The 15,165-nt window shown below is 71.2% G+C and carries 14 protein-coding genes and 1 pseudogene; 9 read left to right on the forward strand and 6 right to left on the reverse strand.

What is annotated here, in order from left to right; genetic code table 11:
* The first annotated feature begins 32 nt into the window (after positions 1 to 32).
* The 5 genes and pseudogenes from ACFPZI_RS27350 to ACFPZI_RS27370 all read left to right on the forward strand — a co-directional run bounded on the left by ACFPZI_RS27350 (position 33) and on the right by ACFPZI_RS27370 (position 5,170).
* Entirely contained in the window at positions 33 to 968 is a 936-nt protein-coding gene (locus ACFPZI_RS27350) for a coiled-coil domain-containing protein (protein ID WP_381368229.1), read from the forward strand.
* Between the two features lie 117 nt (positions 969 to 1,085).
* The gene (locus ACFPZI_RS27355) at positions 1,086 to 2,039 is read left to right on the forward strand and encodes an ABC transporter ATP-binding protein (RefSeq protein ID WP_381368231.1); all 954 of its coding nucleotides are present in this window, start codon (positions 1,086 to 1,088) and stop codon (positions 2,037 to 2,039) included.
* Between the two features lie 2 nt (positions 2,040 to 2,041).
* Positions 2,042 to 2,809, forward strand: a complete 768-nt coding sequence (locus ACFPZI_RS27360) for an ABC transporter permease (protein ID WP_381368233.1) — start codon at positions 2,042 to 2,044, stop codon at positions 2,807 to 2,809.
* Between the two features lie 187 nt (positions 2,810 to 2,996).
* Positions 2,997 to 4,277: pseudogene (locus ACFPZI_RS27365) on the forward strand (ABC transporter ATP-binding protein); the annotation flags it as partial.
* Positions 4,277 to 5,170: an ABC transporter permease subunit gene (locus ACFPZI_RS27370; protein WP_381368239.1), complete on the forward strand. Its 894-nt coding sequence runs from the start codon at positions 4,277 to 4,279 to the stop codon at positions 5,168 to 5,170. The pseudogene ACFPZI_RS27365 and the gene ACFPZI_RS27370, both read left to right, overlap by 1 nt.
* Positions 5,171 to 5,203: 33 nt before the next feature.
* Here the strand turns inward: ACFPZI_RS27370 and ACFPZI_RS27375 are convergent, their stop codons facing one another.
* On the reverse strand, positions 5,204 to 5,536 hold the full coding sequence (locus tag ACFPZI_RS27375; protein WP_381368242.1) for an ATP/GTP-binding protein: 333 nt from the start codon (positions 5,534 to 5,536) through the stop codon (positions 5,204 to 5,206).
* Positions 5,537 to 5,780: 244 nt separating this feature from the next.
* On the opposite strand from ACFPZI_RS27375, the gene ACFPZI_RS27380 reads away from it, so the two are divergent.
* Entirely contained in the window at positions 5,781 to 6,818 is a 1,038-nt protein-coding gene (locus tag ACFPZI_RS27380) for an LLM class flavin-dependent oxidoreductase (RefSeq protein ID WP_381368245.1), read from the forward strand.
* Between the two features lie 89 nt (positions 6,819 to 6,907).
* On the opposite strand, the gene ACFPZI_RS27385 is transcribed toward ACFPZI_RS27380, so the two are convergent.
* Positions 6,908 to 7,300: an SCO5389 family protein gene (locus ACFPZI_RS27385; protein ID WP_381175291.1), complete on the reverse strand. Its 393-nt coding sequence runs from the start codon at positions 7,298 to 7,300 to the stop codon at positions 6,908 to 6,910.
* A gap of 366 nt (positions 7,301 to 7,666) precedes the next feature.
* On the opposite strand from ACFPZI_RS27385, the gene nucS reads away from it, so the two are divergent.
* A complete protein-coding gene (gene nucS, locus ACFPZI_RS27390) occupies positions 7,667 to 8,338 on the forward strand; it encodes an endonuclease NucS (RefSeq protein ID WP_381368248.1) in 672 nt (223 codons plus the stop codon).
* An 81-nt stretch (positions 8,339 to 8,419) separates the two neighbouring features.
* On the opposite strand, the gene ACFPZI_RS27395 is transcribed toward nucS, so the two are convergent.
* The 3 genes from ACFPZI_RS27395 to ACFPZI_RS27405 all read right to left on the reverse strand — a co-directional run bounded on the left by ACFPZI_RS27395 (position 8,420) and on the right by ACFPZI_RS27405 (position 12,588).
* Entirely contained in the window at positions 8,420 to 10,987 is a 2,568-nt protein-coding gene (locus ACFPZI_RS27395) for an ATP-binding protein (protein ID WP_381368251.1), read from the reverse strand.
* 275 nt (positions 10,988 to 11,262) lie between these two features.
* Positions 11,263 to 11,586 (reverse strand): STAS domain-containing protein, encoded by a 324-nt coding sequence (locus ACFPZI_RS27400; RefSeq protein WP_381368254.1) that lies wholly within the window; start codon positions 11,584 to 11,586, stop codon positions 11,263 to 11,265.
* Positions 11,587 to 11,739: 153 nt separating this feature from the next.
* Positions 11,740 to 12,588: a 3-hydroxyacyl-CoA dehydrogenase family protein gene (locus ACFPZI_RS27405; protein ID WP_381368257.1), complete on the reverse strand. Its 849-nt coding sequence runs from the start codon at positions 12,586 to 12,588 to the stop codon at positions 11,740 to 11,742.
* A gap of 339 nt (positions 12,589 to 12,927) precedes the next feature.
* Between ACFPZI_RS27405 and ACFPZI_RS27410 the strand changes: the two genes are divergently transcribed.
* On the forward strand, positions 12,928 to 13,662 hold the full coding sequence (locus tag ACFPZI_RS27410; protein ID WP_381368259.1) for a D-Ala-D-Ala carboxypeptidase family metallohydrolase: 735 nt from the start codon (positions 12,928 to 12,930) through the stop codon (positions 13,660 to 13,662).
* Between the two features lie 128 nt (positions 13,663 to 13,790).
* Positions 13,791 to 14,363, forward strand: a complete 573-nt coding sequence (locus ACFPZI_RS27415; RefSeq protein ID WP_381368262.1) for a cob(I)yrinic acid a,c-diamide adenosyltransferase — start codon at positions 13,791 to 13,793, stop codon at positions 14,361 to 14,363.
* A gap of 52 nt (positions 14,364 to 14,415) precedes the next feature.
* On the opposite strand, the gene ACFPZI_RS27420 is transcribed toward ACFPZI_RS27415, so the two are convergent.
* On the reverse strand, positions 14,416 to 15,009 hold the full coding sequence (locus tag ACFPZI_RS27420) for a hypothetical protein (protein WP_381368265.1): 594 nt from the start codon (positions 15,007 to 15,009) through the stop codon (positions 14,416 to 14,418).
* Positions 15,010 to 15,165: the final 156 nt, after the last annotated feature.

Raw genomic sequence — 15,165 nt, forward strand, 5'->3', positions numbered from 1 at the left:
TCACCTCACCGGTCTCATTCGACAGGAACCCCATGAGCGACACTTCCCCCTACGGCTTCGAGCTTGTGCGGCGTGGATACGACCGCGCTCAGGTGGACGAACGTATCTCCAAACTCGTCTCCGACCGTGACAGCGCTCTAGCCCGCATCACCGCTCTGGAAAAGCGCATCGAGGAACTCCACCTCGAGACGCAGAACGCCCAGGCCCAGGTCACCGACGCCGAGCCGTCGTACGCGGGTCTCGGCGCGCGTGTGGAGAAGATCCTGCGTCTGGCCGAGGAGGAGGCGAAGGACCTCCGTGAGGAGGCTCGGCGCGCGGCCGAGCAGCACCGCGAGCTCGCCGAGTCCTCCGCCCAGCAGGTGCGCAACGACGCGGAGTCGTACTCCGCCGAGCGCAAGGCCAAGGCCGAGGACGACGGCGTCCGGATCGTCGAGAAGGCGCAGAGCGAGGCCTCGCAGCTGCGGTCGGACGCGCAGAAGGACGCCCAGTCCAAGCGCGAGGAGGCGGACGCCCTCTTCGAGGAGACCCGCGCGAAGGCCGCGCAGGCCGCCGCCGACTTCGAGACGAACCTCGCCAAGCGCCGCGAGCAGTCCGAGCGCGACCTGGCGTCGCGTCAGGCCAAGGCCGAGAAGCGTCTCGCCGAGATCGAGCACCGGGCGGAGCAGCTGCGCCTGGAGGCCGAGAAACTGCGCACGGACGCCGAGCGCCGGGCCCGCCAGACGGTGGAGACCGCCCAGCGCCAGGCCGAGGACATCGTGGCCGACGCCAACGCCAAGGCCGACCGGATCCGTTCGGAATCCGAGCGGGAGCTGGCCGCGCTGACCAACCGCCGCGACTCCATCAACGCCCAGCTGACCAACGTCCGCGAGATGCTGGCGACGCTCACGGGCGCCGCGGTGGCCGCGGCCGGTTCGCCGGCCGAGGAGGAGCCCGCCTCCCGCGGGGTCCCGGCCCAGCAGACCCGGTAACCGGCAGAACCGGTAACCGGAGGTTCCGGTTACCGGCCGGAATACGTTGGCTGAACATCGGCGAAGCCCTTTGCCACTGAGGTGGCAGAGGGCTTTGTCCCGTTCTAGCGTGGCGGCATGATCGAGCTCGAGGGGCTGACCAAGCGGTACGGCGAGAAGGTGGCGGTCAACAACCTGACGTTCACCGTCAGACCGGGCATCGTCACGGGCTTCCTCGGCCCCAACGGCGCGGGCAAGTCCACCACCATGCGGATGATGCTGGGCCTGGACCGGCCCACCGCGGGTGACGTCCGGATCGACGGCAAGCACTACGACCGGCTCAAGGACCCGCTGAAGTACATCGGCGCCCTGCTCGACGCCAAGGCCGTGCACGGCGGCCGTAGCGCCTTCAACCACCTGCTGTGCCTCGCCCAGAGCAACGGCATCCCCCGGCAGCGGGTGCACGAGGTACTGGACACGGTGGGGCTGCCGTCGGTGGCGAGGAAGAAAACCAAGGGCTTCTCGCTCGGCATGGGCCAGCGGCTCGGCATCGCCGGCGCGCTGCTCGGCGACCCGCGCATCCTGATGTTCGACGAGCCGGTCAACGGGCTCGACCCCGAGGGCATCCACTGGATCCGCACCCTGATGAAAACGCTGGCGGCGCAGGGCCGTACGGTCTTCGTCTCCTCCCACCTGATGAGCGAGATGGCGCTGACGGCGGACCATCTCGTCGTCATCGGGCAGGGCCGGCTGCTCGCCGACACCTCCATGGCCGATTTCATCGCGCGCAACTCCCGTACATATGTCCGGATTCGCTCCCCGCAGCGGGAGCGGCTGCTGGACGTGCTGCACGAGGCCGGCATCACGGTCGTGGAGAACGGAGGCGGGACACTGGAGGTGGACGGCACCGGGGCGGAGCGGATCGGGGAGCTGGCGGCCCGGCACCAGCTGGTGCTGCACGAGCTGAGCCCGCAGCGGGCCTCCCTGGAGGAGGCGTTCATGCGGTTGACCGCGGAGTCGGTGGAGTACCACGCGCACTCCGACGCACCCGCGGCCCCGCAGCAGTGGGGCGACGGCTGGAAGAAGGACTGAGCATGGCGGCGGCGCAGGTCATCCGGTCCGAGTGGACCAAGATCCGGTCGGTGGCGTCCACCATGTGGACACTCTCCCTGGCGGTGGTCGTCACCATCGCGCTCGGCATGCTGATCTCGGCGCTGTCGGCGCACGAGCTCGACACCATGAGCGCCCGCCGGCGGCTCTCCTTCGACCCGACCTTCATCAGCTTCGCGGGGATGAGTCTCGGTCAGCTCGCGATGATCGTGTTCGGGGTGCTGGTGGTGTCGAACGAGTACAGCACCGGCATGATCCGCACCTCGCTGGCGGCCGTACCGCAGCGCGGCTCGTTCCTGGCCGGCAAGCTCGGGGTGGCGACCGCGCTCGCGCTCGCCGTGGGCATGGCCACCAGCTTCGCCGCCTTCTTCCTCGGGCAGGCGATGCTCGGCGAGCACAAGGCATCCCTCGGCGACGACGGCGTGCTGCGGGCCGTGATCGGCGGCGGCCTGTACATGACCCTGATCGCGGTGTTCTCGATGGGCGTCGCCACGATGCTGCGCTCCCCGATGCTGTCGCTGGGCATCCTGATGCCGTTCTTCTTCCTGATCTCCAACATCCTGGGCAACGTCGACGCGACGAAGAAGATCGGCCGGTTCCTGCCGGATCAGGCCGGCAGCAGGATCATGCAGGTGGTGCCGCCGCTCGACGACACCCCGTACGGGCCCTGGGGCGGACTCGGCATTATGGTGCTGTGGGTGATCGCGGCGCTCGCCGGCGGCTACCTGCTGCTGAAGAAGCGCGACGCGTAGGGTCTTTCGTTCGGATCGGGCCGGGCCCCGCGGGGCCCGGCCCGATCCGAACGAAAGACCCTGGGGATGCGGAGGGGCGGACCAATTTTTACCTCGTCTTGGGTGGAACCGTCAGCCTCTCGATATCCTCCTAACCCTTACGGGGGCGTGCGCCCCCGTTGTCCTGGACCTCTCGATGGGGCGGAGCATGATCGAGGCAGTCGGCCTGACCAAGCGGTACGGCGGCAAAACCGCTGTGTACAACCTTTCCTTCCAGGTGCGGCCCGGCGCCGTCACCGGCTTCCTGGGCCCCAACGGCTCGGGCAAGTCGACGACGATGCGGATGATCCTCGGTCTCGACAACCCCACCGCGGGCCACGTCACGATCGGCGGCTATCCCTACCGCAGGCTGCCCAACGCCGCCCGGCAGGTCGGCGCGCTGCTGGACGCCAAAGCAGTGCACGGCGGCCGGTCCGCGCGCAGCCATCTGCTGAGCCTGGCCCAGCTGTCCGGCATCCCGGCCCGCCGTGTGGACGAGGTGCTGGGCGTGGTCGGGCTGCACGAGGTGGCGCGGCAGCGTTCCAAGGGCTTCTCCCTGGGTATGGGCCAGCGGCTCGGCATCGCCGCCGCGCTGCTCGGCGACCCCCAGGTGCTGCTGTTCGACGAGCCGGTCAACGGCCTCGACCCCGAGGGCATCCTCTGGGTGCGCAACCTGATGAAGGCGCTCGCCGCGGAGGGCCGTACGGTCTTCGTCTCGTCCCACCTGATGAGCGAGATGGCGCTGACCGCCGACCACCTCATCGTGATCGGGCGGGGGCAGCTGCTGTCCGACATGAGTGTGAAGGACTTCATCTCCGCGAACTCCGCCGACTTCGCGCGGATGCGCACCCCGGACACCGAGCCGCAGCAGCGCGAGAAGCTGTCCGCCGCGCTCACCGAGGCGGGCGGCAGTGTGCTGCCCGAGCAGGACGGCGCGCTGCGGGTGACGGGACTGCCGCTGCCCCGTCTGAGCGACATCGCCCACGAGGCCGGCGTACGGCTGTGGGAGCTGTCACCGCACCAGGCCTCGCTGGAGGAGGCGTACATGCGGATGACGCAGGGCGTGGTCGACTACCGCTCGACCACCGACCAGAAGGAGGGGTTCCAGGAGCCGCTCCCGCCGGGCGCGCAGCCGCCGGTACCGGTGCCGGTGCCGGGTCAGGGCCAGCCCGGCTGGTACGCCCCTCCGCCACCCCAGCAGGGCGGTCAGTACGTCGCGGCGGCGCCGGGCACACCGCACCCGTACGGTGCTCCGGGCGCCCCTGGAGCGGTTCCGGGCGCACCGGTGGCCCCGGTGGCCAACCCGTACGCCCAGCCCGTACCGCAGCCCGGCCAGGGCGCCGCTGTGGCCGCTCCCCCGTCGGCCGCCCCGGCCGCCGCTCCGGCCGCGTCGCCGGCCGCCCCCGCCGGCCCGGCCGGCTCCGACGTGACCAAGCCCGAGGACGCCCGATGAGCACGCCCCAGCCCCCGACACAGCCGGCCGCGCCCGCATGGGAGGCGGCGGCGCCCGGTACCGCGCATCCCGCCTCCGGCTCGGCGGGTCCCGGTTACACCTCGCCGATCCCGGTGGTGCGCACCCACTTCGGGCATGCGTTCGCCTCCGAGTGGACGAAGATCAAGTCGGTGCGCTCCACGATGTGGACGCTGGGTGTGTTCGTACTGCTCGTCGTCGGTATCGGCCTGCTGACCGGTGTGCTGGTGGCGAGCACCGACCCGGATCTGAACGGTGAGAACGCACTGTCCATGGGCTTCTTCGGACTGCTCGTGGGCAGTATGTGCATCATCACGCTGGGGGTGCTGACCACGGCCTCGGAGTACGGCACCGGCATGATCCGCACGACCATGGTCGCCTGTCCCTCGCGCGGGCGGGTGCTCGTGGCGAAGGCCCTGGTGTTCTTCCTGGTCGCGTTCGTGGTGACGTTGCTGTCCGCCACGGTCGTCGCGTTCCTGCACGTGGCGATGCTGGAGGGCAACAACACGGGGGAACCCACCGGGGGCGAGTGGCTGAAGGCCACCGTCGGCATCTCGCTCTACATCGCGCTGCTCGGCACGCTCTCGCTGGCCCTCGGCTCGATCATCCGGCACTCGGCGGGCGCCATCACCCTCATGATCGGCGCCGTGCTCGCCCCTCTGGTGATCGCGCTGTTCATGTTCTCGTCCTCACTGGAGAGCGTGCGCACCGCGCTGTTCGAGTACTCCATCCCGAACCAGCTGAGCATCTTCTACGCCAACTCCCTCAGCCCGTCCGGCCCGTCCGGCTGGGACCCGCTGTGGATCATGATCGGGCTCACGGCCGTGGGGCTCGGCGGCGCCTTCGCGCTGCTCGGCAAGCGGGACGTGTAGGAGCCCCTCCGGCACCCGAGGGCCTGACGGCCCTCAGAACCTCGGCGCGTTACGGGACCGCTGCACCCGCGTGGTGCGGCGGTCCTTGGCGTTCCAGCAGGCCTTGTGCCAGTGCCGGCGGTCGTCGACCCCCGCGTGCTCCGGCCAGGCCACCACGTGCGGCACCCCGTCCGGAATCAACTGGTCGCAGCCGGGGCAGCGGTACTCCTTGCCCTGGGCGCTGGCCCCCGCCACGTGCCGTACGTTCCACTCCTCGTCCTGCCAGCTCTCCGTGGACTGCCAGCCGCCGTAGCGCCCGGACCGGTCGTCCTCGGCGCTCCGGCCGGACGAACCGGCTCCCTTGGCTCGGTTGCGACGCGGGGACACAGGACACCTCACGGGGCTATACAGGATGCAGGGACCGCATCCAGCCTACGCGGGGCGGAGCCGGGTACGCGTACGGAACCAATCATCACAAGCTTCCTTTCATGGCAGCGCAACACCGGCTCCAGAACCGCCTGTTCTGCAGACAATCCGCAAATTCCCCCCTCCCGGCCGTGTCCTCGGCACGTGTCAGACGGTTATGCCCTGCGGGGGAGCTCCGTGTCGGAGCCAAGGAAGCAGGAAAGCAATGCGCGTTGGAAGTTTCGTGTTGGGCGCCCAGTTCCCCGGGCAGGGCGAAGGGGAGGCACTGCACCGAGCGGTCCGTTCCGCCGAACTGGCGGAGGAGGCGGGGCTGGACGCGGTCTGGCTGGGTGAGCACCACTTCGTGCCGTACGGCACCTGCCCGTCGGCGATCACCCTGGCGGCGTTACTGCTCGGTCGCACCCGCCGCATCCGGGTCGGTACGGCGGTGAGCGTGCTGCCCACCGTCCATCCGGTGGCGCTCGGCGAACAGGCCGCGCTGCTGCACGTCACCAGCGGCGGACGGTTCTCGCTGGGCGTCGGGCGCGGCGGGCCGTGGGTCGACCTGGAGGTCTTCGGAGCCGGCCTGAAAGCGTACGAGCAGGGGTTCGGGGAATCGCTCGATCTGCTGGTGCGCTGGCTGCGCGAACCGTCCGTCGCGGCCGACGGGGAGCGGTACCGCTTCCGTGAAGTGCCCGTCGTCCCGCGCCCGTCGGAGGCTCTCACCGAGGCCGCGGGTCCCGAGATCGTGGTTGCCTGCACCTCTCCGGCGAGCGTGCGGCTCGCCGCCGAGCGCGGGCTGCCGATGCTGCTCGGCATGCATGTCGGGGACGAGGAGAAGGCCGAGATGGTCGCCCTGTGGCAGCGGTACGCACGCGCGTGCGGGCGGCCGGCACCGGAGATCCATCGCGCCTCTCATGTGTCGGCCGGTGTCTGCCAGATCGCCGACCGGCGCACCGACGCGGCGGAGGCGCTGCTGAAGGCGATGCCGGGCTGGCTGCGGCAGGGGCTCGAGGCCCATGTCACGGTGGACGGGCGCCGGCGGCGGATGCGTGACCCGCTGGCCTACACCGAGCTGCTCTGCGGGCTGCACCCAGTGGGCACCCCGCGGCTGTGCGCGGACCGGCTCGCCGCGACCAGCGAGCGGACCGGCATCTCCCGGTTCGCGCTGCTCGTCGAGGGTTCCGGCGACCTCGCGGCGACCGAGGAGACCGTACGGCGGCTCGGATCCGAGGTGATCCCCCAACTCGTCGACAGGCCCTGAACGAGTCGGGGGCTCGATGATGGCTTGCCGCCCCGGTACAAAAAACCGCACCTCCCGCGTACGGGACGGCAAGCGACCGACGTGGTGCGTCAGCAGTCGCGCAGTTCCGGTGACTGGTTCAGCAGCTGGCCTCGGACCGAGGTGAACTTGGCCAGCCTCTCGTCGACCGAGGAGTCCAGCGGGAACACGGCCACCCGGTGGCAGTTCTGGAAGGCCAGCCGGACACCGAAGTGCCGCTGCAGCGCTCCGCGGATCGCGTCACTCGCGAGCGCGCGCAGCAGCTGACCGCGCGCCTGCTCGTCCGACGGGGGCGTCTGGTTGTCGGCGAACTCTCCGCCGTCGACCTTCAGCTGGGCCACCAGGGAACTGATCATCTCCCACGCGTAGGGCAGGGAGGTCCGGACGCAGTCGACGAAGTCGGCTTCGTCGACCTCGCCTCGCTCGGCCTGTTCGAGTAGGGCCGGTGAGACGTCGAGCGACATGGGTTCTCCTCTCGCACCCCCGCGGCGCGGGGGTTGCCTGACAGATACGGGAGCTCGCAATTTCCGACACGCTGCGTACACACCTTGCGACCTCCCGTTCAATACCGTAAGCAACGGACCATGACCGCACCAGGCGAATCCCCGGATGTGAGACTTCCTGTAGGCCGGTAATCGGCCATCGGCGAACACGCGTTTTCCAGGAGATACAGGACGCGTCGCGCGGGTCTGGAGGGGCTCCTGCGGGTCGGCCGCGAGGGCTGTGCCGCGGCTGTGCGGGACCTGCCGCGGCGCTGTGCGCGTGCGCCGGCGGGGTGCCCGTGAGGGCGAATCGCATCGACCCCGGCCCGTCGAGTAGCGTTGCCGACCATGCGTCTCGTCATTGCCCGCTGCTCCGTGGATTACGCCGGGCGGCTCACCGCGCACCTGCCCTCGGCACCCCGTCTGATCCTGGTCAAGGCGGACGGCAGCGTGTCGATCCATGCCGACGACCGGGCCTACAAGCCCTTGAACTGGATGTCGCCGCCCTGTGCGCTCAAGGAGGGCACCGGCGACGAGGAGGGGGTCTGGACCGTCGTCAACAAGGCGGGCGAGAAACTCATCATCACGATGGAGGAGATCCTCCACGATTCCTCGCACGAACTGGGGGTCGATCCCGGCCTGATCAAGGACGGCGTGGAAGCGCACCTCCAGGAGCTGCTGGCGGACCGTATCGAAACGCTCGGCGAGGGCTACACCCTCATCCGCCGCGAGTACATGACCGCCATCGGCCCCGTCGACATCCTCTGCCGCGACGCCGAGGGACAGACCGTCGCGGTGGAGATCAAGCGGCGCGGTGAGATCGACGGTGTCGAGCAGCTCACGCGCTATCTGGAGCTGCTGAACCGCGATCCGCATCTCGCCCCGGTGCGCGGTGTGTTCGCCGCCCAGGAGATCAAGCCGCAGGCCCGGGTGCTCGCCACCGACCGGGGCATCGGCTGCCAGGTCCTCGACTACAACGCGATGCGGGGCATCGAGGACGACAAGCTGCGCCTGTTCTGACGTCACCGCGGTGCCCGGTGCCACGGCATGCGCGAAGGGCCGGATTCCCCTCGGGAGTCCGGCCCTTCCCGCGTACGTCCGTCAGATCACCATCGTCCCGGAGCTGCCGGGCGTGCCCTCGTCGCTGCTCTGCGGGGCGCTCGCCGAACCGCTCGCCGAACCGCTCGCCTCCGACCCCGTCTCCGCGGGGGTGGAAGGGGCGGGGCCGCTCGCCGAGTTGGTCGTCTCCGGCGACGAGGGCCCGTCCGTCGGCTCCGCCGTCGGCTCGGTGGGGTCGGTCGTCGGGCCGGTCGGCTCCTCGGTGGGGTCGGTCGGGTCGTCCGTGGGCTTGGTCGGCTCGTTGGAGGTCGGCGGCTTGGTGGGTGACGTCGGCGGCTTGGTGGGCTTCGTCGGGCCGGTGCCGGTCGTCGGGTCGTCCGGTTCCTTCGTGTCGCTCGGGTCGTCCGAGGGCCCGCCCGACTCGGTGGCCGTCGGCGTCGGGTCGTCCGAGGTGCCGAGGGTGCCGTCCGGGCCGGGGTCGGTCGGCCGGCTGGTGGCGTCGCCGGTGTCGCCGTTCTCGTCGGCCCGCGGGTCGGCGCCCAGGCTGCCGTCGTCGATGCCCTGGCTCGCGGACGGGTTGACGCCGACGTTCTCCGACGAGGTGCCCTCGTCGCTCTCCGAGGTGGCGCCGAGGGTGACCACCGTGCCCAGCACGGCGACGAGCAGCGCGCCCGCGCCGGCCGCCACGAGGTTGCGCCGGGCCAGGCCCTTCAGTCCGCCGCCCGCCTTGTACGCGGGCGCGGGCCCCGGTACGGGCGCGGTGCGGTGGACGATCAGCCCGGTGTCGGCGGGCGGCTGGAGCTCCGGGAACGCCGACGGCACCCCGCGGGGCGGCGACACCGACTCCTCGTAGTGGGCGTCGGGCACCTCCTCCCCCACGGTCGGCATCAGCGCCATCGGGATGCCGGAGCGGTCGGCGACCAGGGCCAGCGCGCGGCGTCCGGCGACGGTGCCGCGCTTGTCGGCGAGGGCCCCGCGCAGGCCGATGGAGGCCTCCAGCTCGGCGCGGGCCCGGTCGAGGTCGCCGGTGCACAGGGCGTGGACGCCGAGCTCGTGGTGGAAGTAGGCCTCCTCCGCCACGTCCCCGGCGTGCCGGGCGGCCTCGGCGCCGGCCCGCAGCGCCCGTTCCCAGGCGCTCCAGTGCAGGCCCGCGGCGAACGCGGGTGCCGCGGAGCGGGCCAGCTGTACGGCGGTGCTGGGCTCGCCCTCGCCGCCGGCCGAGGCGAGCGGCGACAGCAGGCCGAGCGCGGCGAGCACGGCGTCGGCCTCGGCGCAGACCCGCTCCGGGGTGACCGAGGGGTGCCCGGTCCACCAGGCGTAGTGCTGGGCGGCGGTACGGGCCTGCGCCTCGATGTCGTCGGTGTACCCGGCGGCCTCCAGCTGGGCCGGCACACCGGCGGCGAGCCGGTAGCGGGAGCCGACGGCACAGACCAGTCCGCACGCGGTCAGTTCGCCGAGAGCGGCGTCGGCGTGGGTGTCGCCGACCAGCGCGGGCAGGTGTGCCTGGTGCGGGAGTTCGCCGCCGAGCGCGACGGCGAACCGCAGGGTGGCGCGGGCGGAGGTGCTGAGCCGGGAGGCGAGCAGCGGGGCGGGGGCGGCCGCATCGCCGAGCGAGGGCAGCGGGATCTCGTCGCCCTCGACGGCGCCCTCGGGCAGGTCCTCGGGCGGGGTGTCCTCGAAGACACCGAACTCGTCGACGGCGCTGGTGCCGACGCGCAGCCGGTCGCGCTGCCGCAGCAGGGCGCCGGCCTGGACGAAGCGCAGGGGCAGGCCCTCGGACTCGAACCAGAGGTCGCCGGCCCAGTTCGACTCGTCCTCGGTGAGGCGCCGGCCGACGGCGTGCTCCAGCAGTTCCAGGCCGGCCGCGCGGTCGAGGCCGTCGAGGGTGATCTCCTCGACACCGGAGCCGGCGGACGGGGCGGGCACGTCCGGACTGGCACCGAGCAGGAAGGCGCACTCGGGGGTGGCGTCCAGCAGTTCGTCGAGGGCGGCGCCGCCGAACCCGAGGTCGTCCAGGACGACGACCGCGCCGACCTCCCGCAGGCAGTCGGCCAGTTCGTCCCGGTCGGGGCGGTGCAGGGGCGCGCCGTGGACGGCGTAGAAGAGGTCGTACAGCAGGTCCTCGCTGCTGCGGCGATGGCCGTTCAGGCGGACGACGCCGTCGGGGGCGAGGTCCGCGCAGTCCTCGGCGACGGTGTCGAGCAGCCGGGTGCGGCCGGAGCCCGCGGGCCCGGTGAGGAGCACGGAGCGGCCGCGGGCGAGCAGCCGGACCAGCTTCTCGCGCTCGTCCTGGCGGGCCAGCAGCGGCAGCACGGGCTGCGCGGGTCCCGGCGGGACGGGCGGCTGCGCGGCGCGGGCGGTCTCGGCGCGCTCGGCCTCCGTCAGCTTCGCCGGGCGGGCGGGCCGCTCGGCGGGCGGGCAGGGCTCTATCTCGCTGCCGTCGACGGGGTTGACGGTGAGCAGGAAGTCGCCGGAGACGAGCTGCACCGCGCGCGCGAGCGCGGGCGGTCCGAAGTCGGATGCGAGGGGATCCCTGGGCGGGCGCTGGCGCGGCGCGTGCCCGTCGCCGTCGCGACCGTACTCCTCGGGTCCCGGGTTGTTCGGGTCCATTAGGTCCTAGCCCCCCAAAAGCGTTGTGTGCCTGGGTCCTGTCGTCGGACTTCCGGCGTCGCTGCACACCGCGCTGTCGCTTCTGGTCCGGTCCCGCTCGAGGGTTGCAAGGCGGCGGGCAGCCGAACCCTAAACCTTCGCCCAGTATCTACGACAGCTCGGGGTACCGGGCGGTCCGAGACGTCACAGTCTCGTGAGGATTGTGCGCGCGCCGTACGGTACGCCGAGGCCGGCCGGGTCCGTCCGGTCCTGGCCGGCCGGGCCTGTCCCGCACCTCATACCCGGGGCAGCGTGTCCACCCCGATACCTCCTTCGATCGCCAGGATCCGGTGCAGCCGGGTGGCCACCAACAGGCGCTGCATCTGCGGCGGTACGTCGCGCAGCACCAAACGCCGGCCGCAGCGGCCGGCCCGTCGGTGGGCTCCCATGATCACGCCGAGTCCGGTGGCGTCCCAGGAGTCCAGTTCGGACAGGTCCAGCAGCAGGTCGCCGACTCCGTCATCGACGGCCGCGTGCAGGACCGTACGGGCGTCCGCCGCGCTGCGGACGTCGAGGCGGCCCCCGACGACCAGCTCGGCGTGGTCGCCCCTGATGTACATATGCGCTCCCCGATGCGTGCGTCTCGTGCTCCACGTTTCGTCATGCCGGTGATGCAACCTCTGACTGCGTGGAGCCCGCAGAGGTTGCCCCGCGTAAGCGAACCGATACCGAATTCACCCCGGCGTGTGACCGAGCCGAGGCGTTCGGGGTGATCAGTACGTGTAGAAGCCCTGCCCGCTCTTCCGCCCGATGTCACCGGCGTCAACCATCCGGCGCATCAGCTCGGGAGCGGCGAACTTCTCGTCCTGGGACTCGGTGTAGATGTTGCTGGTGGCGTGCAGCAGGATGTCCACGCCGGTCAGGTCCGCGGTGGCCAGCGGTCCCATGGCGTGCCCGAAGCCCAGCTTGCAGGCCAGGTCGATGTCCTCGGCGCTCGCCACACCCGACTCGTGGAGCTTCGCGGCCTCGACGACAAGGGCGGAGATGAGACGGGTGGTCACGAAGCCGGCCACATCGCGGTTGACGACGATGCAGGTCTTGCCGACCGACTCGGCGAACTCCCGTGCGGTGGCGAGGGTTTCGTCGCTGGTCTTGTAGCCGCGAACCAGTTCGCACAGCTGCATCATCGGCACCGGCGAGAAGAAGTGGACGCCGACGACCCGCTCCGGACGCTGCGTCGCGGCCGCGATCTTGGTGATCGGGATGGCGGAGGTGTTGGAGGCGAGAACGGCGTCGTCGCGCACGATCCCGTCCAGGGCACGGAAGATCTCGTGCTTGACCTCGAGCTTCTCGAAGACCGCCTCGACCACGACGTCCGCGTCGGCGCAGGCGTCCAGGTCGGTGGTCGCGGTGATCCGGGCGAGGGCCGTGTCGGCGTCGTGGGCCTCGAGCTTGCCCTTGCTCACGAACTTGTCGTACGAGGACTTGATTCCGTCGGTGCCGCGCGTGAGCGCCTCGTCGGTGACGTCGCGCAGAACGACGTCCCAGCCCGCCTGGGCGGAGACCTGGGCGATTCCGGACCCCATGAGACCGGCCCCGATGACGGCGAGCTTCCGTGCCACTGTGCGACTCCCCTTCGAAACGCTCACGCACTGTTCATGTCTGTCACTCGCGGACATTAGCGTCCGTGAGCGGGTGCGTGAGGGGTTAGTAATGCGTGTCACGTCTCACGCCGTGAGACACCCGTCACGCCCGAGGACCGTACCGTTCCCGGTTCCTGCGTCCCTCCCGGCCGGTGCCGGACGGCACTATTCACTCACCGGATCTCCCCGTCATCAACTCCCCGGATCCACCGGTGCGTTGTTGACGCGCGTAGCTGCGTGGCGCACGCTGGTCGGCGGTCGCCGTCCGGCCGGCCGGCGGCACCACCTCGTCCACCGACCGACGGCCAGGAGGCCACCATGCTCAGACGCACGGCACGCACCCTTCTCTCATTTGTCATGATCATGGCGGGTGCGGTCCTCGGTGTGAGTGTCACCGCGGGCACGGCGCATGCCGACGACTGCTACACCTGGAGCCGCTCCCTGTCCCAGGGCTCCTCCGGCAACGATGTGACCCAGCTGCAGATCCGGGTCGCGGGCTGGGTGACCTCGGGCGAACGGCTCTCCTACGACGGCCAGTACGGCGCCCGCACCACCGCCGCCGTCAAGAAGTTCCAGGCGGCCTACGGGCTGGCCGCGGACGGCGCGGCCGGACCGGCGACCTTCAACAAGATCTACGCGCTCCAGGACTCCGACTGCACGCCGGTCCACTTCAGCTACGCCGAGCTCAACAAGTGCAACTCCGACTGGTCGGGCGGCGCGGTCTCGGCGACCACCGCCAGGGCGAACGCCCTGAAGACCATGTGGAAGCTGGAAGCCATGCGGCGCCAGCTCGGCGACGTGCCGATCACCATCTCCAGCGGCTTCCGCTCCTACGCCTGCAACAACGCGGTCGGCGGCTCCTCGACCAGCCGTCACCTCTACGGCGACGCGGCCGACCTGGTCGGCTCGCCGAGCTTCTGCACCCTCGCCCAGCAGAGCAGGACCCACGGCTTCTCGGAGATCCTCGGCCCGGGCTACCCCGGCCACAACGACCACGTCCACGTGGCCCACGACCCGTCGCCGTACTGGTCGGCCCCCACCTGCGGGATCTGACGGACCGGTCCGGCGCACCGGAGCCGGACACCGCGACGGGCGGGCCCGCACCGGGACCCGCCCGTCGTGGTCTCCGGACCCGCCTTGCCGCCGTGCCGTTCGCGCCGGGGCGCAACTAGGGTGGCCACATGGTCAATCTGACGCGTATCTACACCAGGACCGGCGACCAGGGCACCACGAACCTGGGCGACATGAGCCGGGTCCCCAAGACCGATCCGCGGATCTCCGCCTACGCCGACTCCAACGAGGCGAACGCGGTGATCGGCACCGCGATCGCCCTGGGCGGCCTGGAGACGGAGGTCGTCGAGGTCCTCACCCGTGTCCAGAACGACCTGTTCGACGTGGGCGCGGACCTGTCGACGCCGGTCGTGCAGAGCCCGGAGTTCCCGCCGCTGCGGGTCGAGCAGTTCTACGTGGACCGGCTGGAGGCGGACTGCGACCGCTTCAACGAGCGGCTGGAGAAGCTCCGCTCGTTCATCCTGCCGGGCGGGACGGCGGGCGCCGCCCTGCTCCACCAGGCGTGCACGGTGGTCCGCCGCGCGGAGCGCTCCACGTGGGCCGCGCTGGAGACGCACGGCGACACGATGAACCCCCTCACCGCCACCTACCTCAACCGCCTCTCCGACCTCCTGTTCATCCTGGCGCGCATCGCCAACAAGGAGACCGGCGACGTGCTGTGGGTACCGGGCGGGGAGCGCTGAAGGACCGCCCTCCCGCTCCGGGCGGGAGGGCGGCTTCAGGGTCTGCCTGTGATCACCGGCGGACACTCTCCTTCGTGTCGGCGAGAGCGTCCCGGTCCGCCCGCCGCCCGCCCGCCGGGGCCTTCTTCGGCCAGAGCCAGTAGGTCAGAGCCACCACGCCGTGGATCGCGGCGAGACGCAGGGCGGCGAGGCGCCATTCCTCCAGCGTGCCGGTACGGCCCGCGTCGTCGACGTACCAGAGGGCGAGCTGGAGCAGCGCGCCGGCCACGGCGGCGCCCGCCACCGTGCCCAGCCACAGCTTCGTCTCGTACCGGGCGCGGGCCGTGCCGTAGCGCGGCGGTCCGGCCGGCTTCGGGGCGCCGCCGAAGCGGTGGGCGGCATGGCCGTCCAGCCACTTCACGGTGCGGTGGCCGTGCCCCACGGTATAGCCGATGTAGAGCGCGGCCAGGCCGTGCGCCCAGCCCGGCTCGGCGCCGCTCCTGAGGTCGATCGCGGTGGCGACCAGCAGGACGACCTCCAGCAGCGGCTCGCACAGCAGCAGCGCCAGGCCGGTGCGCGGCATTCTCAGCAGGTAGCGGAAGGCCAGCCCGGCGGCCAGCAGCACCCAGAAGCCGATCTCACAGGCGGCGATCAAGGCGACGATCACGGTTCGCTCCTCTCGGTCACCCTTCCAGGCTCCCGTGCGCACCGGCCGCCGGCGTCGTCGCCGCCGATGAACTCCCTGTACATCGAAAGATGCAGTCCAGTGCCGTTGAGGAACGTTCTCGGGCATCAGGCGACGGCCGCGCGCAGCGTGTTGGAT

The organism is Streptomyces chlorus, from assembly GCF_042655885.1.
Taxonomy (GTDB): Bacteria; Actinomycetota; Actinomycetes; order Streptomycetales; family Streptomycetaceae; genus Streptomyces; species Streptomyces chlorus.